Origin of the sequence: Leifsonella bigeumensis, assembly GCF_039537265.1 — a bacterium.
Lineage (GTDB): Bacteria > Actinomycetota > Actinomycetes > Actinomycetales > Microbacteriaceae > Terrimesophilobacter > Terrimesophilobacter bigeumensis.
On record NZ_BAABAE010000003.1, the window covers coordinates 1,271,315 to 1,289,294 of the forward strand.

19 protein-coding genes and 1 tRNA gene are annotated in these 17,980 nt (G+C 68.1%); 10 read left to right on the forward strand and 10 right to left on the reverse strand.

The annotated features are described in order from the left end of the window. Positions 1-2: 2 nt before the first annotated feature. From ABD678_RS11305 to ABD678_RS11320, 4 genes are read right to left on the reverse strand one after another with little or no spacing between them, the layout of a single operon-like run. A complete protein-coding gene (locus ABD678_RS11305; protein ID WP_344756682.1) occupies positions 3-422 on the reverse strand; it encodes a reverse transcriptase-like protein in 420 nt (139 codons plus the stop codon). Beyond that, the gene (locus ABD678_RS11310; protein ID WP_344756684.1) at positions 422-1,162 is read right to left on the reverse strand and encodes a zinc ribbon domain-containing protein; all 741 of its coding nucleotides are present in this window, start codon (positions 1,160-1,162) and stop codon (positions 422-424) included. Before ABD678_RS11310 ends, ABD678_RS11305 begins: the two co-directional genes overlap by 1 nt. 43 nt (positions 1,163-1,205) lie before the next feature. Beyond that, positions 1,206-2,045, reverse strand: coding sequence for a Nif3-like dinuclear metal center hexameric protein (locus ABD678_RS11315; RefSeq protein ID WP_344756686.1), 840 nt, complete (start codon positions 2,043-2,045; stop codon positions 1,206-1,208). A gap of 26 nt (positions 2,046-2,071) precedes the next feature. After that, positions 2,072-4,909 (reverse strand): purine-cytosine permease family protein, encoded by a 2,838-nt coding sequence (locus ABD678_RS11320; protein WP_344756688.1) that lies wholly within the window; start codon positions 4,907-4,909, stop codon positions 2,072-2,074. A 123-nt stretch (positions 4,910-5,032) separates the two neighbouring features. Here ABD678_RS11320 and ABD678_RS11325 point away from each other — a divergent pair, with 123 nt between their 5' ends. Beyond that, complete coding sequence (locus tag ABD678_RS11325) at positions 5,033-5,362, forward strand: PadR family transcriptional regulator (protein WP_344756690.1); 330 nt, start codon at positions 5,033-5,035, stop codon at positions 5,360-5,362. Between the two features lie 274 nt (positions 5,363-5,636). On the opposite strand, the gene ABD678_RS11330 is transcribed toward ABD678_RS11325, so the two are convergent. The 3 genes from ABD678_RS11330 to ABD678_RS11340 form a co-directional block, all read right to left on the reverse strand. Continuing rightward, the gene (locus ABD678_RS11330; protein ID WP_344756692.1) at positions 5,637-5,903 is read right to left on the reverse strand and encodes a hypothetical protein; all 267 of its coding nucleotides are present in this window, start codon (positions 5,901-5,903) and stop codon (positions 5,637-5,639) included. Between the two features lie 171 nt (positions 5,904-6,074). Further along, on the reverse strand, positions 6,075-6,296 hold the full coding sequence (locus tag ABD678_RS11335) for a hypothetical protein (RefSeq protein ID WP_344756694.1): 222 nt from the start codon (positions 6,294-6,296) through the stop codon (positions 6,075-6,077). 116 nt (positions 6,297-6,412) lie between these two features. Then, positions 6,413-6,488 (reverse strand) — tRNA-Val (locus tag ABD678_RS11340). A 208-nt stretch (positions 6,489-6,696) separates the two neighbouring features. Here ABD678_RS11340 and aceE point away from each other — a divergent pair. After that, on the forward strand, positions 6,697-9,423 hold the full coding sequence (aceE, locus tag ABD678_RS11345) for a pyruvate dehydrogenase (acetyl-transferring), homodimeric type (RefSeq protein ID WP_344756696.1): 2,727 nt from the start codon (positions 6,697-6,699) through the stop codon (positions 9,421-9,423). Between the two features lie 42 nt (positions 9,424-9,465). Beyond that, positions 9,466-10,683: a PucR family transcriptional regulator gene (locus tag ABD678_RS11350; protein ID WP_344756698.1), complete on the forward strand. Its 1,218-nt coding sequence runs from the start codon at positions 9,466-9,468 to the stop codon at positions 10,681-10,683. A 51-nt stretch (positions 10,684-10,734) separates the two neighbouring features. On the opposite strand, the gene ABD678_RS11355 is transcribed toward ABD678_RS11350, so the two are convergent. Next, positions 10,735-11,301, reverse strand: coding sequence for a hypothetical protein (locus ABD678_RS11355; protein WP_344756700.1), 567 nt, complete (start codon positions 11,299-11,301; stop codon positions 10,735-10,737). Positions 11,302-11,502: 201 nt separating this feature from the next. On the opposite strand from ABD678_RS11355, the gene ABD678_RS11360 reads away from it, so the two are divergent. From ABD678_RS11360 to ABD678_RS11380, 5 genes are all read left to right on the forward strand, one after another. Beyond that, on the forward strand, positions 11,503-12,420 hold the full coding sequence (locus ABD678_RS11360; RefSeq protein ID WP_344756702.1) for an ACP S-malonyltransferase: 918 nt from the start codon (positions 11,503-11,505) through the stop codon (positions 12,418-12,420). After that, positions 12,417-13,421 (forward strand): beta-ketoacyl-ACP synthase III, encoded by a 1,005-nt coding sequence (locus tag ABD678_RS11365; protein ID WP_344756704.1) that lies wholly within the window; start codon positions 12,417-12,419, stop codon positions 13,419-13,421. Before ABD678_RS11360 ends, ABD678_RS11365 begins: the two co-directional genes overlap by 4 nt. Before the next feature lie 37 nt (positions 13,422-13,458). Continuing rightward, the gene (locus ABD678_RS11370) at positions 13,459-13,707 is read left to right on the forward strand and encodes an acyl carrier protein (protein WP_344756706.1); all 249 of its coding nucleotides are present in this window, start codon (positions 13,459-13,461) and stop codon (positions 13,705-13,707) included. A 77-nt stretch (positions 13,708-13,784) separates the two neighbouring features. Then, entirely contained in the window at positions 13,785-15,023 is a 1,239-nt protein-coding gene (locus tag ABD678_RS11375) for a beta-ketoacyl-[acyl-carrier-protein] synthase family protein (RefSeq protein WP_344757181.1), read from the forward strand. 31 nt (positions 15,024-15,054) lie between these two features. Beyond that, positions 15,055-15,624: a dihydrofolate reductase family protein gene (locus ABD678_RS11380; protein WP_344756708.1), complete on the forward strand. Its 570-nt coding sequence runs from the start codon at positions 15,055-15,057 to the stop codon at positions 15,622-15,624. Here the strand turns inward: ABD678_RS11380 and ABD678_RS11385 are convergent. Further along, positions 15,607-16,110, reverse strand: coding sequence for a DUF3145 domain-containing protein (locus ABD678_RS11385; RefSeq protein WP_344756710.1), 504 nt, complete (start codon positions 16,108-16,110; stop codon positions 15,607-15,609). The two genes, ABD678_RS11380 and ABD678_RS11385, sit on opposite strands and share 18 nt — an antisense overlap. A gap of 206 nt (positions 16,111-16,316) precedes the next feature. On the opposite strand from ABD678_RS11385, the gene ABD678_RS11390 reads away from it, so the two are divergent. Continuing rightward, on the forward strand, positions 16,317-16,934 hold the full coding sequence (locus tag ABD678_RS11390) for a PadR family transcriptional regulator (RefSeq protein WP_344756713.1): 618 nt from the start codon (positions 16,317-16,319) through the stop codon (positions 16,932-16,934). Continuing rightward, complete coding sequence (locus ABD678_RS11395) at positions 16,931-17,545, forward strand: ABC transporter ATP-binding protein (protein WP_344756715.1); 615 nt, start codon at positions 16,931-16,933, stop codon at positions 17,543-17,545. The genes ABD678_RS11390 and ABD678_RS11395 overlap by 4 nt, the downstream gene beginning before the upstream one ends. Before the next feature lie 10 nt (positions 17,546-17,555). Here the strand turns inward: ABD678_RS11395 and ABD678_RS11400 are convergent, their stop codons facing one another. Continuing rightward, positions 17,556-17,810, reverse strand: a complete 255-nt coding sequence (locus ABD678_RS11400) for a hypothetical protein (protein WP_344756717.1) — start codon at positions 17,808-17,810, stop codon at positions 17,556-17,558. Positions 17,811-17,980: the final 170 nt, after the last annotated feature.

A 17,980-nucleotide genomic window follows, 5' to 3' on the forward strand; every position in this document is an offset into this window, starting at 1 on the left:
AGCTAGCCGAAGTCGGCGCGGAGGTCCATGGCGCGGTTGGCGGCGGCGTCGGCACGGGAGTTCTGCGCGCGGGGGATCCACTCGAAGCTCACCGGCGTGCCGGTGAGCAGCTGGCGCGCGATGGCCGCAAGCTCCGCCATGTCGGGATGCTTGATCTTCCAGCGGCCCGACATCTGCTCGACGACGAGCTTGGAGTCCATGCGCACGTGCAATTCGGCATCCGGGTCGATCGCGAGCGCGTGCCGTACGCCCTCGATGAGCGCCGTGTACTCCGCGACATTGTTCGACACGACGCCGAGATAGCGGCCCACCTCGGCGAGCACCTCGCCGGATGCCGCGTCGATCACGATCGAACCGCTCCCCGCCTGGCCGGGGTTTCCCCGCGACCCGCCGTCCGCCTCGATGAGCAGTAACCGTGCCATCAGATGCCCGACTCGGAGGTGCGAACCAGGATCGCGTTGCTGTCCGGGCACAGCACCACGTCATCCGGAGCGGCAGCCCGAATGGCGGCCATGTCGCTCTCGTTGAGCTTCACCCCGCTCGCGCTCGACACGCCGCCCTGCAGAAGCGAGGCCCCGGTGCCGTAACGCTCGCGCTGCCGTTCGTAGAGGGCGAGAAGATCTTCCGGCAGCTTGCCGACGATGATCGAACGGTTCGCGATCGCGTGTCCGCGCTCCCCCTCGATCGTCGCGAGCGCCGCATCGCGAGCAGCCTCGGCCTCGGCGATGCGCACGAGCAACTCGTCGTGGCCGGCCTTCGTCGCAGATGCCGCCGCCTCGAGCTCCTCGATGCGCTCCATGACGGCGAGCTCGATGTCCTCGAGATCGGACTGCCTCTTGCGCAGGGAGGCGAGTTCCGTCTCGAGCCCCGCGACATCCTTCACAGAGGAGGTCGCCTCGAGGCGCTCCACGTCGCGTTTGATGCGCGTCTCCACGACCTCGACATCCGACTCGACCCGCTTGAGCTCGAGCCGCGCGTCCTCGAGCGCACCGCTGTCGCTGACGCCGGCGAGCCTCGCCTCCTCCGCCTCTGCACTGAGTGAGGCGATCGTCTGGAGCTCGGGCAGCGAGTTCGCCCGGTGTGCGAGTTGCTGCAGCTTCGTGTCGATCGCCTGGAGTTCGAGGAGGATCGCCTGATCCTCGGGGCTTGCTTTCAGCGCCATCGCGGGGGAACCAACTCTCTCTGGCTTCTCTGGTGTTCGCCGGTCACTGGACGATCGCGAAATCCCACGGGTCGGTGCGGAGTTCACTGACCGTCACCGTAACACCCGGCAGCGCCGCGCGAAGCTCCTCGGCCGCCGTGTCCAGCCACAGCCACTCACTCGCCCAGTGCGACACGTCGATGAGTGCCGGACCTCCGGAGAGTTTCGCGTTCTCCCGGAAGGCCGAGGCCGGGTGGTGCCGCAGGTCGCTCGTCAGGTACACGTCGGCGGCGAGCACCGCCGGCTCCTCGAGGTAGCTGTCGCCCGCTCCCCCGCACAACGCGACCGTCTCGACCGGGGCGTCGTAGTCGCCGGCTACCCGGATGCCGGAGGCCGTCGGAGGGAGCAGGTCGGCGACGGCGCGCGCTAGCCGGCCGAGCGTGGTCGGCGCCGCGAGGCGCCCGACACGGCCGATACCGCCTGCCGCGGCACCGGTGGCCGCGACGATGGGCGACGCGTCGAGAAGGCCGAGGCGGGCGGCGAGCACGGCGGAGGTGCCGGTCTCCACGACATCCGCGTTCGTGTGGGCGGCGTAGAGCGCGCAGCCGCCGCGGATGAGGCGGGAGACGACGACACCCTTGAAGCGGTCCTCGGCGACCGTTGTGACGCCGCGCAGCAGGAGGGGGTGGTGCACGAGGAGCATGCCCGCGCCGAGCTCGACGGCCTCATCGGCGGTGTCCGGGACGGCGTCGACGGCGAGGTGCACGTGGCCGACCACGGCATCCGGGTCGCCCGCGAGCAGGCCGATCGCATCCCACGGCTCGGCACCCTCGAGAGGCCAGAGGCGGGTCGCTGCCGCGACGATGTCGGCGACGGTGCGCGAGGCGGCGGAGGCTGCGGACATCCACCCAGTGTAGTTCGAGGCGGTGTTCAGTCCTCGGGGTTCCTGGTACGCGTGATCGCGGATTCCTCCTGGCGGCGGATGCCCGGGATTCCTCCGATGATCGGCACGAGGAGACCGAGCACGAGCGCGACGAGCACGCCGAGGTCGCTCGCGGCGAGATCGCTCGCCCCGGCAACATCGAGGAGCGGGAACAGGTAGCCCTGCCAGCTGAGCCAGCCGACGGTCGCCGTCGTGAGACCGAATCCGATCGCGGAGGCCAGGACGAGGGCCGTGAGGTTGGTCCAGTTGACGTCGGAGTAGACGCCGCCGCGGGTGACGAGTGACTTCGTATCGAACCGTCGGTTGCGGATCATCATCTCGGCCGCGAAGATGCCCGCCCATGCTGCCACCGGCACGGCGAGACTCGTCGCGACATCGCGCAGCAGCAGGGTGAAGTCGCCGACCGACAGGGCGAGGAGGATCGCGACGCCGGCGAGGGCCACGCCGACGATGACCACGGATGCCGACCGCCGCATGGTCGCGCCCGTCGCCTGCAGCGCGAACCCGCCGGAGTAGATGGAGATCACGACCCCCGACAGCAGGCTCAGGGCGAGCGCGGCGATGAGTGGGATCGGGTACCAGGTGGGGATGAGCAGGGCGATCGTGTCGAGCGGGGTCTCGACGAGCCCGGTTGCGACATCCGGGTTCGAGGCGGCGAGCACCGCGCCATAGGCGATGAGCACGAAAGCCGGGATCGTCGCTCCGAACGTCGACCACAGCATGGATGCCGCGCCCGAGCCGCCAGGACGCTGATAGCGGGCGAGGTCGGCACTGCTCACCGCCCAGACGAGCCCGACGAAGCTGAAGACGAGCACGGCGCCGGTGACCACGAGGATCCAGGGGCCGTCGCCCACCGTGAGAGCGGTCGAGATGCTCACGGCCGGCCAGGTGATGACGATGAGCCCGACGATGAGGATGGCCGAGATCACGGTGACCACGAGCTGGAATCGTGCGAGCAGCCCGTAGCCGAAGAAGGCGATCACGAGGGCGAGCAGGAACCCGGCGGCGAGCCCGATGATCGTGAGCTGCGGTTCGCTGAGCCCCCCGCCGAGTTCGGCCCCGGCGAGGATGCGCGCCGTCCCTGCCGCGAGGAACCACAGGAGCACAGCACCCCAGAACAGTCGAACGACGAGCGCGAGCACCGCCGGCAGGATGTTGCCGAGGTGCCCGAAGGCCGCGCGCGAGACGATCATGGTGGGCTGCCCGCTCCACTTGCCTGCGAGCGTTCCGAGCCCGAGCGGGAGGAACGAGAGGGCGATGCCGGCGAGGGTCGCGACGATCGCCTGGCGCAGGCTCATCCCGAGTGCGAAGACGGCGCCGCCGAAGGCAAGGCTCACGACCGAGGAGTTCGCGGCGAACCACAGCCAGAACATGCGTGCAGCTCGGCCGACGCGCTGATCGAACGCCGTAGGTTCGACGGAGCTCTCCTCGACCCGGAACGCCGGTGGCGGGGTCGGCACATCGTCGAGGATGACGTGCTCGCTCGTGGGGATCCGGGAACTCGCGATCGGCTCCACCGGGGTGATCGGGGCATCCGGGATGATCGCGACGCCCTCGGAGGTCACCGGGAAGGGTCCGAGGAGGTCCGAGAGCGCCTGGTCGGTGTCCCCCACGTCGTCGTCTCGGAACGGTATGGCTTCGTCCGTTCCCTCGGCCGCGCCGTTCAGGAGTGAGTCGAAGTCGAAGGATGCGGCCGCCGGTGGTGACGTCGGTTCCACGAGGTCGGGAATCGCCGGTGTGGAATCGGGCTGCACGGAACCGGGCGGTGCGAAACCGGGCGGTGCGAATGCGACCGCCTCCGGTGACGGTTTCGCCGGGAGCAGTTCGTGACCCGGTGGGGGCGGAAGGTCCGAGATCGGCGCCGTCATGGGCGGAGGTGCGGTGCTGAGCTCGCTCTCGAGCACCTCGTCCACACGGAAGGTGTGCGTCGGCGCCGGGGGTAGCGGTGCCGACGGCTCGGCGGCCACAGGCGAGAGAACGTCCTGGAACTCCGAGCGAGCATTCTCGATCTCGGCCATCGCACCTGCAGAGCCCGAAGCTTCCGCTGATGCCTGCCATTCGGCGAACTCGCGCGCGTCCTGCTCCCGGAGCCTGAGTTGCTCCTCGAGTTGCTCCATCGCGTCGAGGGTGCTCGGGGCGTCCCGTCCTTCGAACACCAGGGCGAGTTCGTCGACCGGAAGCGATTGGCGTACAGGTCGCTGCGGCAGATCGGGCTCAGCCGGAGAGTCGTCGAGGTCATAGACCACGGCCGGGGCCTCGTCAACCGGAGTCTCGTCGAGGGGCGCCTCGTCCATCGGCGCCTCGTCAATCGGAGTCTCGTCGAGGGAAGTCTCGTCCATCGGAGTCTCGTCAAGGGGAGTCTCGTCGAGGTCGTAGACCACGGCGGGAGCCTCTTCGAGGGGAGTGTCGTTGACGAGGATGTCTTCGAGGGGATAGATCTCGGCCGGGGTCTCGTCGACGGCGGCCTCAGGCGTCTCGTCCGCGAGGTTCACTGGCGCATCCGGCGCCGTCTCCTCCGGATTGTCGAGCACGGCATCCGCCGGCGGAGGGCCAGGAACGATCGTGTCTTCGAGCACCTCGTCGTCGCCGGGAAGACTGTCCGGGACGACACCCGGTATGACATGGATCGTGCCGGAGTGCGTCGCCTTCTCGAAATCCTCGAAGAGCACGTCGGCGAGATCGTCATCGCTCACGATCGCATCCTCATCATCGGATGCCGGCGGCGGCGTATAAGTGGACCGCCGCGGGCCGATGGGTCCGCTCGAACCCGGATCCGCCCCATCCGGTTCGAGACCCCCCTCGGAGAGGTTGTCGTGGTCAACCATGGCCACATGTTACGGGGCGAAGAGGATTCCAGGGCTGCGGCATGCCGTATCCCTGCGGCATCCGGCGACTCCCGAAATGCCGGACAATGAGCGATTCTATCTCTATATAGCTAGAGTTAGAACATGCAGCCTCTCACGCGGATCACGCCCGCCACCGTCGACGTCCTCATGAGCCTCCTCGATGAGGCCGGCTCGCGCACCTGGGGCCTCGAGATCGTGCGCCGCTGTGCTCGACCGCCGGGCTCGGTCTACCCGATCCTCGAGCGTCTGGAGAGATCCGGCTGGGTCGAGTCTGCCTGGGAGAACGACGACTCTCGCACTGGCCCCCGTCGGCGCCTCTACGAACTGACAGCGGACGGTGCAACGGCCGCCCGCGCGGCCGTCACGGCCTTTGCCGCAAAGGCCGCCGCTAGCGGCGCGCACCGCACGCAGCCGCTCGGGAGCAGCGCATGAGCCGCCTCGGACGAGTCGGAGTGTCCTTCGCAGCCGCCACCCTTCCTGGACCGGTCCGCGACCGGTACCGGGAGGAATGGCTCGCGGATCTCGCCGGAGCACCTGACGCAGGCGTTCGACCCTCCGGTGTCGTACTCGGTGCCCTCCTCTTCAGCATGACCCTGGGCAGAACGGCCCCCGAGATCACCGGGGTGCCACTCGGTGTCACCGTGCGCCTGCGCGCCCGGTGGGGCGTCGCCTTCCTCGCCGCAGCGGGGGTCCTGTGGTTCGGAAGCTATTTCCTGGGCGGTGGCCCTTCCCTGCTGGTTGCGGTGTCGTTCGCGTCGGCAGCCGTCGCCACGGCGCTCACCCTCCTCGGCATCGCCCAGTTGTGGCGTGCAGCTTTGAGCGCATCCGCCCTGGCTGTCGTCACCGCAGCCCTCGTCACTGCATCGATCGGCTGCGTCGTCGCCTGGGTGATTCTCGAGGCGAGGGACTCCTTGCTACTGGGCGGCGCCTTTGCCTTCATCGTCGCTGCCGGTATCTGCGGTCTGATCGTCACGTCGTCCGCTCCACCCGTTCCAGCCTTCCCTGTTCTGCGATCCACGAAGCACGTCGGCACGACGGTTGCCGCAGCGACGGTCGCCCTCGCGGCCCTTCTTGTACTCGGTGCGGTCGACCTCCTGGTCTGGAGCCCGCTCGCCCAGACCGAAGGGCTCCGCCTCGACGAGATCTATGCGGGGCTGAGTGCGCCGGATCGCATCCTGGGTATCTCCCACATCGTGCTGTGGGTCGTGTTCTGGTTCGCCGCGGCGGCGACCTTCGCGGTGGCCATGACGATCGCGGGGCGCAGACGAGGTGTCTCGCGGCGAACCGTGGTCACGATCGCCCTCGGCCTCGCCGCAGCGATCGTGTTCTTCCAGTTCTGGGCCGGCTTCTCGCTCGGCATGAGCATCGCCGACACTCTGCCGCCCTACCGCGGCGGCATCTCCGGATTCGGGTACCTCTACGCGCTCGTCGGCCAGCTCTGCCTGGTCGGAGCGATCCTCCTCAGCATCGCGCCCCGTCGAATGGTGGGCCCTGCCGGGATCGAACCGACGACATCCACGGTGTAAACGTGGCGCTCTACCAGCTGAGCTAAAGGCCCGTGCCCGCGACTGCGGGGACGACTACCCATGGTATCGGTTCGTCCTCGTACGGCACTCGCACCCGGGCAAAGTCTGACAAGCTGGACTCACTAGAATTGGCGTGCTCCAGCATCCGTGCCCCTCAGGTCGAAACCCGTCCGTAGCGGCGCGCTGGCCACAGAGATCGACGCGAACACCGCGTCGAACACGAACCATGCGAGGTCAACCGTGACTGTCAACGACCAGGATCCCTACTCGATGAACCACATCGACTCCGACCCTGAGGAGACCGCAGAGTGGCGGGAATCGCTCGACGCGATCGTCGCAGCCCACGGCCGGGAGCGCGCCCGCGACATCATGCTGAGCCTGCTCAAGCGCTCCAAGGAACTGCAGCTCGGCGTACCCATGGTTCCGACGACCGACTACATCAACACGATTCTCCCCGAGAACGAGCCCGAGTTCCCCGGCGACGAGGAGATCGAGCGCAAGTACCGCGCCTGGCTGCGCTGGAACGCCGCCATCACCGTGCACCGCGCCCAGCGCCCCGGCATCGCCGTCGGCGGGCACATCTCCACCTACGCATCCTCTGCCGCACTGTACGAGGTGGGCCACAACCACTTCTTCCACGGCCACGACAACCCGGGCGGCGCCGACCAGATCTTCTACCAGGGCCACGCCTCCCCCGGGATGTACGCGCGAGCCTTCCTCGAGGGCCGCATCAATGAGGCGCAGCTGGACGGGTTCCGCCAGGAGAAGTCGAAGGCACCCAACGGGCTGAGCTCGTATCCACACCCGCACCTCATGCCCGACTTCTGGGAATTCCCGACCGTGTCCATGGGCCTCGGACCGCTCAACGCCATCTGGCAGGCCGAAACCAACCGCTACCTCACCAATCGCGGCATCAAAGACCTGTCCGACAGCCACGTCTGGGCCTTCCTCGGCGACGGGGAGATGGATGAGGTCGAGAGCCGCGGCGCGCTCCAGTGGGCCGCCAACCACAACCTCGACAACCTGACCTTCGTCATCAACTGCAACCTGCAGCGCCTCGACGGCCCGGTGCGCGGCAACGGCAAGATCATCCAGGAACTCGAGAGCTTCTTCCGCGGCGCCGGCTGGAATGTCATCAAGGTCATCTGGGGCCGGGAGTGGGACGACCTGCTCGCCAAGGACACCGAGGGCGCGCTCGTCAACCTCATGAACCAGACGCCGGATGGCGACTACCAGACGTACAAGGCCGAGAGCGGCGCCTACGTGCGCGAGCACTTCTTCGGCCGCGACCCGCGCGTCGCCGAGATGGTCAAGGACTACACCGACGACCAGCTCTGGAAGCTCAAGCGCGGTGGCCACGACTACCGCAAGGTCTACGCCGCCTTCAAGTCGGCGACGGAGCACAAGGGCCAGCCGACCGTCATCCTCGCCAAGACCATCAAGGGCTATGGGCTCGGGCCGTCGTTCGAGGGCCGCAACGCGACCCACCAGATGAAGAAGCTCACCCTCGACAACCTCAAGGACTTCCGCGACGCGATGCAGATCCCGATCACGGATGCCGTGCTCGAGGAGAACCCCTACCTGCCGCCGTTCTACCACCCCGGAGAGAACGACCCGGCCATCCAGTACCTTCTCGAGCGTCGCCGCGCGCTCGGCGGCTTCGTGCCGGAGCGCCGCAGCCGCTACACGCAGCTGGCCCTCCCCGACGACAGCGCCTACGAGGTTGCCCGACGCGGCTCGGGCAAGCAGGAGGTCGCCACCACGATGGCGTTCGCCCGCCTGCTCAAGGACCTCCTCAAGTCCAAGGACTTCGGCCACCGCATCGTGCCGATCATCCCGGATGAGGCCCGCACCTTCGGCATGGACGCCTATTTCCCGACCGCGAAGATCTACAACCCGAACGGGATGCACTACACCTCCGTCGACCGCGACCTGCTGCTCGCCTACAAGGAGAGCGAGCAGGGCCAGATCCTGCACGTCGGCATCAACGAGGCCGGAGCGTTCTCGGCGTTCACCGCGACCGGCACCTCCTACGCGACGCACGGCGAGCCGCTCATCCCCGTCTACGTCTTCTACTCGATGTTCGGATTCCAGCGCACGGGCGACGGGATGTGGGCGGCCGGCGACCAGATGGCTCGCGGTTTCATCATGGGTGCGACCGCGGGGCGCACGACGCTCACCGGAGAAGGCCTCCAGCACGCCGACGGCCACTCCCACCTGCTGGCCTCCACGAACCCCTCGGTCGTCTCCTACGACCCCGCGTACGGCTACGAGCTCGGCCACATCGTGAAGGCCGGGCTCGAGCGCATGTACGGCGGGCAGCATCCGCACCCCGACGTCATGTACTACATCACGATCTACAACGAGCCGCTCGTTCAGCCGGCCGAGCCGGAGAACCTCGACCTCGAGGGACTGCTGAAGGGCATCTACCTGCTCAAGCGTTCGGATGCCGGCGGCCCGCGGGCGCAACTGCTCGCCTCCGGCGTCGCCGTGCCGTGGATCCTCGAGGCGCAGGAACTGCTCGCCCGCGACTGGGGCGTGGCCGCCGACGTCTGGTCGGTCACCTCCTGGACCGAGCTGCGCCGCGAAGGCCTCGAGGCGGACGAGTGGAACTTCCTGCACCCGAACGAGGGCGGCCGGATGCCGTTCCTCACCCAGAAGCTCACCGGAGCCGAGGGACCGTTCGTGGCGGTGAGCGACTACATGCATGCCGTGCCGGACCAGATCCGCCGCTACGTCCCCGGCGACTTCGCGACGCTCGGCGCCGACGACTACGGGTTCTCGGACACGCGCGCCGCCGCCCGTCGGCACTTCAAGATCGACGGGCCATCCGTCGTCGTGCGCACGCTCGAGGCGCTCGCGCGGCAGGGGCGGCTCGACCCGGCGCTCGCCCAGCAGGCCATCGACCGCTACCGGCTGCACGACGTGACCGCGGGAACGACCGGTTCCGCCGGCGGCGAGAGCTGACCGGCAGAGGACGGAGCGGGCGGGCTTGAACGGCACACGAGGATGACCCCGGCCACACCGGCCGCGCCGACGCAGAAGACGAAGGCGCAGACCCTCGCCTGGCTGAAGACCGTCTCCGGCGAGTTCGCGACCGCGACCCTCAAACGGCTCGAGGACACACTCCCCTGGTACCGCGAGATGCCGCCCGGCCGGCGCTCGGCGGTCGGGATGGTCGCCCAGGCGGGAATCTCCTCGTTCATCCAGTGGTACGACGACCCGGCCTCGACGCCGTGGATCGCCGCCGACGTGTTCGGGGTGGCGCCCCGTGAACTCCTGCGCTCGGTGAGCCTCACCCAGACCCTCCAGCTCATCAAAGTGACCGTCGAGGTCGTCGAGGACCGCGTGAAGGGCCGAGACGAGTCGCTGCGCGAGGCCATCCTGCTGTACTCCCGCGAGATCGCGTTCGGCGCGGCGGATGTCTACGCGCGCGCCGCCGAGGCCCGCGGTCTCTGGGACGCGAGGCTCGAAGCGCTCGTCGTCGACAGCATCCTGAGCGGGGAGTACGACGACGAGCTGCCGAGCCGCATCGCCGCGCTCGGCTGGCACGGACATGGCGAGGTCTCCGTGCTCGTGGGCACGGCTCCCAAGCAACTGGATGTCGACATGCTGCGGCGCACCGCCCGCCACCTCGACGCCGACGTGCTCATCGGGGTGCAGGGCTCCCGCCTCGTGCTCGTGATCGGACGAGCGCTGCCCGCCCCGACCGGCGAGGACGACCACTCCGAGCCGCCGCTCGCCTTCCTCGAGATCGCCAAAGCGCTCGAACCCGGGTTCGGCGACGGCCATCTCGTGCTCGGCCACGAGGTTGCGGCTCTCGTCGACGCGAATCGCAGTGCCAAGGCGGCCCTCGCCGGATTCGCGGTCGCCCGCTCCTGGCGCAATGCCCCCCGCCCGACGCTCGCCGACGACCTTCTGCCGGAGCGCGCCCTCGCCGGCGACCCGCTCGCGCGCTCCACCCTCATCAACCGCATCTATCGGCCGCTTCAAGGGCACTCGATCGAATTGCTCATGACCCTGTGGGCCTACCTCGACAACGGCCGCTCGCTCGAGGCGACCGCGCGGGAACTCTTCGTGCACCCGAACACCGTCCGTTACCGCCTCAAGCGGGTCTCGGATGTCATCGGCTACGACGCGACGGGCGCCCGCGAGTCGCTCATCCTGCAGTCAGCGCTCATCATCGGCTCGATCGCCGAACCCGACGGCACGACCCGGCGCCGCTGACGAAGCGCGTTCTGCGGGCCATCGCCCGCCGAAACCCGAGCCGCCGCGCCCCTATCCTTCGACGATCGGGCGGATGACCTCCAGGGCCGCATCCCGGAGCTCGTCGCTCGACCAGGAGCCGGACTCCGCATCCACCTCGAAGTCGATGAGGGCATCCGCGGTGCACACGCGAAGCGTGCCCTCCGCCTCGTTGATGTCCCCGAACTCCCACCAGGCCTGCGTCCCGATCCCGTCGACAGGGGCGATGTCGCCGATGCCGCCGAGGTCGACACAGCCGAGCTTGCCGTCGGGGAAGTCACTCGCCACTGAGATGTCGAGGTCGAGTTCAAGATCCGCGGCGTCGTTCTCCCAGTCGCATCCGTTGTCCGTCCAGGTCACGCCGTTCTGGTCGTTGTTTCCGCGCTCGGTCTCCGGGCCGTCGAGGCTGACACCGAAGACAGCCTCGAGCGCCTCCGTCGTGAGACCGCCGCAGTCGTCGGCCGATGTCCCGGTGCCGCTGTCACCGGTATCACCGTCGCCCGTGTTACCCGTAACGGGGCCGTCGTCGTTCGGGCCACCGGTGCATCCGGCGAGGAGTACTGCGATCGCAGCGGCGCCGACGAGTGCATGAATCTTCATTGTTCGCCCTTCCCCAGGAGAGGTGTCACTGTTCGACGTCTCACACCTGGTCTCAGGTTGACGACGCACCCCTCGGCTTAGGGAAAGGGTACAAGTTCACGCCCGAATCCCCCCGGGAGAGTGGGACCGGTACAAGGGATCTGGTTATTGTTGGTGGAGTTGTCACAGTACAAAGCCGCTGAGGGTTGGAAGACTAGAGAAGTGATCGTCATCGTCTGCCCAGGACAGGGCTCGCAGACCCCCGGATTCCTCGCCCCCTGGCTCGAGGTTCCCGGACTCGACGATCGCCTCGCCGAGTACTCGGATGCCGCTGGCATCGACCTCACGGCCCATGGCACGGTCTCCGACGCGGACACGATTCGCGACACAGCCGTCGCGCAGCCGCTTATCGTCGCCGCCGGACTGCTCACGCTCTCCGTCCTCCTGGGCGGCCGCCGCAACCTCGTGGGCGGCATCGCCGGGCACTCTGTCGGCGAGTTCACCGCCGCTGCAGGGGCCGGCATCCTCTCCCCGACGGATGCCATGACACTCGTCGCGGAACGCGGCCGCGCCATGGCGGATGCCGCAGCCCGCACGCCCACCGGCATGAGCGCGGTCATCGGCGCCGACGAGCCCCAGCTGCTCGAACTCCTCCACGACCTCGGCCTGGAGCCGGCCAACTTCAATGGTGGCGGCCAGCTCGTCGTCGCGGGCGCCCTCGACTCTCTCGAGAAACTCAAGGAGACTCCCCCAGTCGGCTCGCGCGTCATCCCGCTGCAGGTCGCGGGCGCATTCCATACGCGCTACATGGCTCCGGCAGTCGAGCGCTTGGAGTCGGCAGCATCCGGCATCGTCGCGACGGACCCGAACCTGCAGATCTGGAGCAACCGCGACGGGCATCGCATCTCGGGCGGCCGCGAGTTCCTCGACCTGCTCGTCGGGCAGGTCTCCTCCCCGGTACGCTGGGACCGCTGCATGGAGTCCTTCGCCGCAGCGGGCGTGACCGGCATCATCGAGGTCGCCCCGGCCGGTGCCCTGGTCGGCCTCGCCAAGCGCGGGCTCAAGGGCGTTCCGAGCATCGCCGTCAAGACCCCGGACGATATCCACGCCGCCATCGAGATGATTGAGACCGACGCATGACAACCCCCAAACTCAAGCAGTCCACCGGAGCGAAGTACACCCGCCTCTATGGTTTCGGCGCGTCGCGCGGCGACCGGGTCGTCCCGAACGACGAGCTCATCGGACCGATCGACTCGAGCGACGAGTGGATCCAGCAGCGCACCGGGATCGTGACGCGCACGCGCGCCTCGGTCGGCATCCTCGCGGTCGACCTCGCGACCGAGGCGGCGAAGGAGGCCATCGAGGCCTCCGGGGTCGACCCCGCCGACATCGATCTCGTCATCATCGCGACCATCAGCAACGTGCAGCAGACGCCGTCGATGGCGGCGGTCGTCGCCGACCGGGTCGGCGCGAACCCGGCCGCCGCGTACGACGCCAACGCGGCCTGCGCCGGCTACTCCTATGCGCTCACGCAGGCGGATGCGCTCATCCGGTCGGGCGCAGCACACTACGCCCTCGTGATCGGCGCGGAGAAGCTCTCCGACGTCGTCGACCCAACCGACCGCTCGATCTCGTTCCTCCTCGGTGACGGCGCGGGTGCCGTTGTCGTCGGCCCGAGCGACTTCCCCGGCATCTCCCCCGCAGTGTGGGGCTCCGACGGCTCGAAAGCCGCGGCGGTCGGAATGAACGCGACACTCATCGACTACCGCGAGGGGGACGCCAACTGGCCGACACTGCGCCAGGAAGGTCAGACCGTGTTCCGCTGGGCCGTCTGGGACATGGCCAAGGTCGCCAAGCAGGCTCTCGCGGATGCCGGAATCACCGCCGACGACCTCGCCGCGTTCATCCCTCATCAGGCCAACATGCGCATCATCGACGAGTTCGCCAAGCAGCTGAAACTGCCGGAATCCGTCGTCGTCGCCCGCGACATCGCCACGACCGGCAACACCTCGGCAGCCTCGATCCCACTCGCGACCCACCGGCTGCTGCAGGAGCATCCGGAGCTCAGCGGCGGCCTCGCCCTGCAGATCGGATTCGGAGCCGGCCTCGTCTATGGGGCACAGGTCGTCGTCCTGCCCTAAACTTGTCCCCGGTCACATACCCCAAGGAGAAACCACAATGGCATTGTCCACCGAAGAAGTTCTGGCCGGCCTCGCCGAGCTCATCAACGACGAAACCGGCATCGCGGCTGACACGGTCGAGCTGGACAAGTCGTTCACCGATGATCTCGACATCGACTCGATCTCGATGATGACCATTGTGGTCAACGCCGAGGAGAAGTTCGACGTCAAGATCCCGGATGACGAGGTCAAGAACCTGAAGACCGTCGGCGACGCCGTCGGCTTCATCGTCAACGCGCAGAACTAGTTTTTTCGCGTGCGCGGCCGCCCGGGAGTCGCTCGGACCGGCCGCGCTCGCCATGTGATCGATAGAGAGATGGCGTGATGTCACCCAAGAAGATTGTCGTCACCGGGATCGGCGCGAGTTCGCCGCTGGGCGGCACGGCACGCGACTCCTGGAACGCCCTTCTCGCCGGTGAGTCCGGCGTGAGCACGATCGAGGCCGACTGGGTCGAGCGGTACGAACTCCCGGTGACCTTCGCCGCGCAGGCGAAGGTGGCGCCGTCCGACGTGCTCGAACGCGTCGAGACGAAGCGACTCGACCCTTCGAGTCAGCATGCGCTCATCTCCGCTCGCGAAGCCTGGGCGGATGCCGGCTCCCCCGACATCGACCCGCTGCGCATCGCCGTCGACTACGCGACCGGGATCGGCGGGATCTGGACCCTCGTCGACGCCTGGGAGGCCCTGCGCGAGCGCGGCCCGCGCCGCGTACTGCCGATGACCGTCCCCATGCTCATGCCGAACGGCCCGGCCGCGGCGATCAGCATGGACCTCGCCGCGCGCGGCGGGGCCCGCACGGTCGTCTCGGCCTGCGCATCCGGAACCGAGTCGATCACGAACGCCTACGACCACCTGCAGGCGGGGCTGGCCGACATCATCATCGCGGGAGGGTCGGAGGCCGCCATCCATCCGCTGCCGATCGCGGCCTTCGCCGCCATGCAGGCACTCTCCAAGCGCAACGACGACCCCACTGCCGCCTCGCGCCCCTACGACCTCAACCGCGATGGCTTCGTGCTCGGCGAGGGCGCCGGTTCGATCGTGCTCGAGACCGAGGAGCACGCGCTCGCGCGCGGCGCCCGGATCTACGCCGAACTGGCCGGCGGCTCTGTGACGAGCGACGCGTACCACATCACTGCGCCAGACCCGGATGGCAACGCTGCGGCGCGCGCCATGCGTTCCGCGGTCGAGCATGCCGGTGGCACGCTGGAGGACGTCACCCACATCAACGCGCACGCGACGAGCACGCCGGTGGGCGACATCGCCGAGTATCACGCTCTGCTGCGCATCTTCGGCGACCGGCTGCACGACATCCCGGTGTCGGCGACGAAGGCCGCGACCGGTCACCTGCTCGGTGGGACCGGCACGCTCGAGGCGATCTTCACGATCCTCGCCGTGCACGAGCGCATCGCGCCGCCGACGATCAACCTGGACGACCAGGATCCGGCCATCCCGCTCAACGTGGTGACCGCGCCGCTGCCGCTCGGCGACGGGCCTCAGCTGGCGATCAGCAACTCGTTCGGGTTCGGTGGCCACAACGCTGTGGTGGCGTTCCGGAGCGTGTAACTCTCGCGACCGGGCGGAGTAGAGTGTCGCGATGGCACGGCTGAGCTACACCGCGATCTGCTCGCTCGACGGCTACATCGAAGATGCCGCGGGCTCCTTCGACTGGGCCGAGCCCGACGAGGAGGTGCACCGCTTCGCCAACGACCTCGAGCGATCCGTGGGGCTCTGCCTCTACGGGCGGCGGCTCTACGAGACGATGGTGTTCTGGGAGGACCCGGACAACGTCGCCGGAGGGCCGGATTTCGTACTCGAGTTCGGCCGGATCTGGCGGGCCACCGACAAGGTCGTGTTCTCGCGGAGCCTCGAGGCGGTCTCGAGCGAGCGCACACGCCTCGAGAGGGACTTCGATCCGGAGCTTGTCCGGCGCTGGAAAGACGAAGCGGATGCCGACCTGTCGATCGGCGGTGCCGAACTCGCCGGGCTCGCCCTCCGAGCCGGCCTCGTCGATGATGTGCACCTGCTGATCGCGCCCATCCTCGTCGGCGGCGGGAAGCCCGCGCTGCCCGAGGGGATCACCCAAAGGTTGGAGCTCGTCGACGAGCAACGCTTCGCGAGCGGCTTCGTGCACCTGGGGTATCGGGTCTCAGCCGACCTTGTGTAGCCACACCACCTGGTTGTCGTCGCTCGCGTGGCGGAAGACCTCGAGCTCGTCATCCCAGGCCTGGCCGAGGGCGAGCCGGAGTTCGCGGTGCAGTTCGAAGGCGTCGGATCCGGCCACCTCCATGGCGTAGCGCACGCGATCTTCCGGGATCACGATGTTGCCCGCGGTGTCGGTCTGGGCGTAGAAGATGCCGAGGTCGGGCGTGTGCAGCCAGCGGCCGCCATCCGCGCCGGGGGTGGCATCCTCGGTCACTTCGAAGCGCAGGTGCTCCCAGCCGCGCAGGGCGGATGCCAGGCGCGCTCCGGTCCCCTGGGTGCCCTCCCAGTAGTACTCCGCGCGCATGGCGCCCTTGAGCACGGGCTGGACGTCCCAGTTGAAGTTGACGGCGCGATCGAGCGCGCCACCGGCCGCCCACTCGACGTGGGGGCACAGGGCCTTGGGCGAGGAGTGGACGTACAGCACTCCGCGCGCTGGTGCAGCAGTCACGTTGTTCTCCATTCCGTCAGGTGCGACTTCCCCATCGACCTGCGGCTGGATTCGTGACGTATGAAGTTTCCCTTGCATTATGACCGAGAAAGCTGGCAAATGACAAGTGTGTGATTTCCGACACGCGGGCGACCTTGTGTTCTAGATACTCGGTATAGCTATACTCGGCTGATACATACCGGGTAATTCTTTACCGAAGGGCCACCATGTCCGTCCGCCAGAGCCTCCTCGCCATCCTCGACCAGGGGCCGTGCTACGGCTACCAGCTGCGCAGCGAGTTCGACCGACGCACCGGCTCGACGTGGCCGCTCAACGTCGGCCAGATCTACAACACGCTCGACCGGCTCGAGCGCGACGGCCTCGTCGAGAAGACCGAGGTCGAGGGGTCGGACCCCGACAGCTCCGGCCAGATCTACTACCGCATCACGGATGCCGGCAGCGCCGAGGTGGCAGGCTGGCTCGGCTCCCCCGTCGAGCGGTCCGCCGCCACGCGTGACGAGCTCGCGATCAAGCTTGCGATCGCCGTGACCCTGCCGGGCGTGGACATCGCCCAGGTCATCCAGGTGCAACGCACCGCGACGCTGCGCACGCTGCAGGAACTCACGAAGACGAAGAACGCCTCGGGAGACCCTGAGTCCTCCGAAGAGCTCGCCTGGCTCCTCGTCGTCGACTCGATGATCTTCCAGGCGGAGGCCGAGGTGCGCTGGCTCGACCATTCGGAGGCGAGATTGGCTCGCGCATCCGCCGCGGGTCTCGCCGCTCCCCTGCCGCTCAGCACCGAGGTGCCCAAACGCGGTCGCCCCGCGAAGGTGGTCGCCCGATGACCGCCGCGGAATTCTCGCGGGCCGGAGCGGGAGCTTCTCGGGTCGAGCCTGTCGAGACCCTTCGCGAAACCCTCCTCCAGCTCGACGGCATCTCGATGCACTACGGCAAGGGCGAGACCGCGATCACCGCCCTCGCCGGCGTCGACCTGGCCGTACGCGCGGGCGAGCTCGTGGCGATCATGGGCGCATCCGGTTCGGGCAAGTCGACGCTGCTCACGATTGCCGGCGGCCTCACGACGCCCACGATCGGCGAGGTCATCGTGCAGGGCGGATGGCTCTCGACCATGTCCCCCGCGGGCATCGCCGCGCTGCGCCGCCGCACGCTCGGCTTCGTCTTCCAGGACTTCAACCTCATCCCGGCGCTCACGGCGCTCGAGAACGTCATCCTGCCGCTCGAACTCGACGGCTGGAAGCGCCGCAAGGCGCGCTCAGCCGGTCTCGATGCCCCGAGGGCCGCGCCGGCCTGGAGCGCCTTGCCGACAGTGCCCTTCGTGCCGCCGTGGCTGCAGATCGGGCTCGTCGTGTTCGCCCTCCCCCTCGTCATCGCGTGTGGGAGCTGGCTGCCCGCGACGCGCAGCAAAGTGTCAGCGCGGAGGGTGGCGATCGCGTAGGGGTATGCGCTCAGTGCAGGTCGGTGCCGAAAACGTGCCGCGAGATGGCCTGCACGTCGCGATCGAGATCATCCAACTTGCGTTCAAGGGTCTCGAGCCTGATATTCGTGATCTTGCCCTGTGACTCGATGCTCTCGCGCAGCGAGTCACGCACGATCGTGAGATTGCGGTTGAAACTCGCCGTCTGCCATCCGAGCATGCCGAAGATCGCCGTCGCGAAGATGCCCATGAGCACCCATACCTGCGGTTCGGTCAACTCGATCACACTCCCATTCTCACCGACCGGATGACAGAAATCTAGCGGCATCAGCCAGATCCATCAGGCCTGATGAATTGGATTGTGGGACAAAGAGTCGGCTGATGTCGTTGTGGAGGAGGGGAGATCCTTCCTGGGTCTCGACAGGCTCGACCGGAGAAAAGCGACTCGACCGGAGA

What these genes read in the sequence shown, in the direction of transcription:
- ABD678_RS11325 (WP_344756690.1), top strand. Translation starts at nt 5,033, where the DNA reads ATGCAGCCTCTCACGCGGATCACGCCCGCCACCGTCGACGTCCTCATG.
- ABD678_RS11320 (WP_344756688.1), bottom strand. Translation starts at nt 4,909, where the DNA reads ATGGTTGACCACGACAACCTCTCCGAGGGGGGTCTCGAACCGGATGGG.
- ABD678_RS11370 (WP_344756706.1), top strand. Translation starts at nt 13,459, where the DNA reads ATGGCATTGTCCACCGAAGAAGTTCTGGCCGGCCTCGCCGAGCTCATC.
- ABD678_RS11375 (WP_344757181.1), top strand. Translation starts at nt 13,785, where the DNA reads ATGTCACCCAAGAAGATTGTCGTCACCGGGATCGGCGCGAGTTCGCCG.
- ABD678_RS11395 (WP_344756715.1), top strand. Translation starts at nt 16,931, where the DNA reads ATGACCGCCGCGGAATTCTCGCGGGCCGGAGCGGGAGCTTCTCGGGTC.
- ABD678_RS11390 (WP_344756713.1), top strand. Translation starts at nt 16,317, where the DNA reads ATGTCCGTCCGCCAGAGCCTCCTCGCCATCCTCGACCAGGGGCCGTGC.
- ABD678_RS11310 (WP_344756684.1), bottom strand. Translation starts at nt 1,162, where the DNA reads ATGGCGCTGAAAGCAAGCCCCGAGGATCAGGCGATCCTCCTCGAACTC.
- ABD678_RS11365 (WP_344756704.1), top strand. Translation starts at nt 12,417, where the DNA reads ATGACAACCCCCAAACTCAAGCAGTCCACCGGAGCGAAGTACACCCGC.
- ABD678_RS11335 (WP_344756694.1), bottom strand. Translation starts at nt 6,296, where the DNA reads ATGCTCATGCCGAGCGAGAAGCCGGCCCAGAACTGGAAGAACACGATC.
- ABD678_RS11380 (WP_344756708.1), top strand. Translation starts at nt 15,055, where the DNA reads ATGGCACGGCTGAGCTACACCGCGATCTGCTCGCTCGACGGCTACATC.
- ABD678_RS11350 (WP_344756698.1), top strand. Translation starts at nt 9,466, where the DNA reads ATGACCCCGGCCACACCGGCCGCGCCGACGCAGAAGACGAAGGCGCAG.
- ABD678_RS11355 (WP_344756700.1), bottom strand. Translation starts at nt 11,301, where the DNA reads ATGAAGATTCATGCACTCGTCGGCGCCGCTGCGATCGCAGTACTCCTC.
- ABD678_RS11305 (WP_344756682.1), bottom strand. Translation starts at nt 422, where the DNA reads ATGGCACGGTTACTGCTCATCGAGGCGGACGGCGGGTCGCGGGGAAAC.
- ABD678_RS11315 (WP_344756686.1), bottom strand. Translation starts at nt 2,045, where the DNA reads ATGTCCGCAGCCTCCGCCGCCTCGCGCACCGTCGCCGACATCGTCGCG.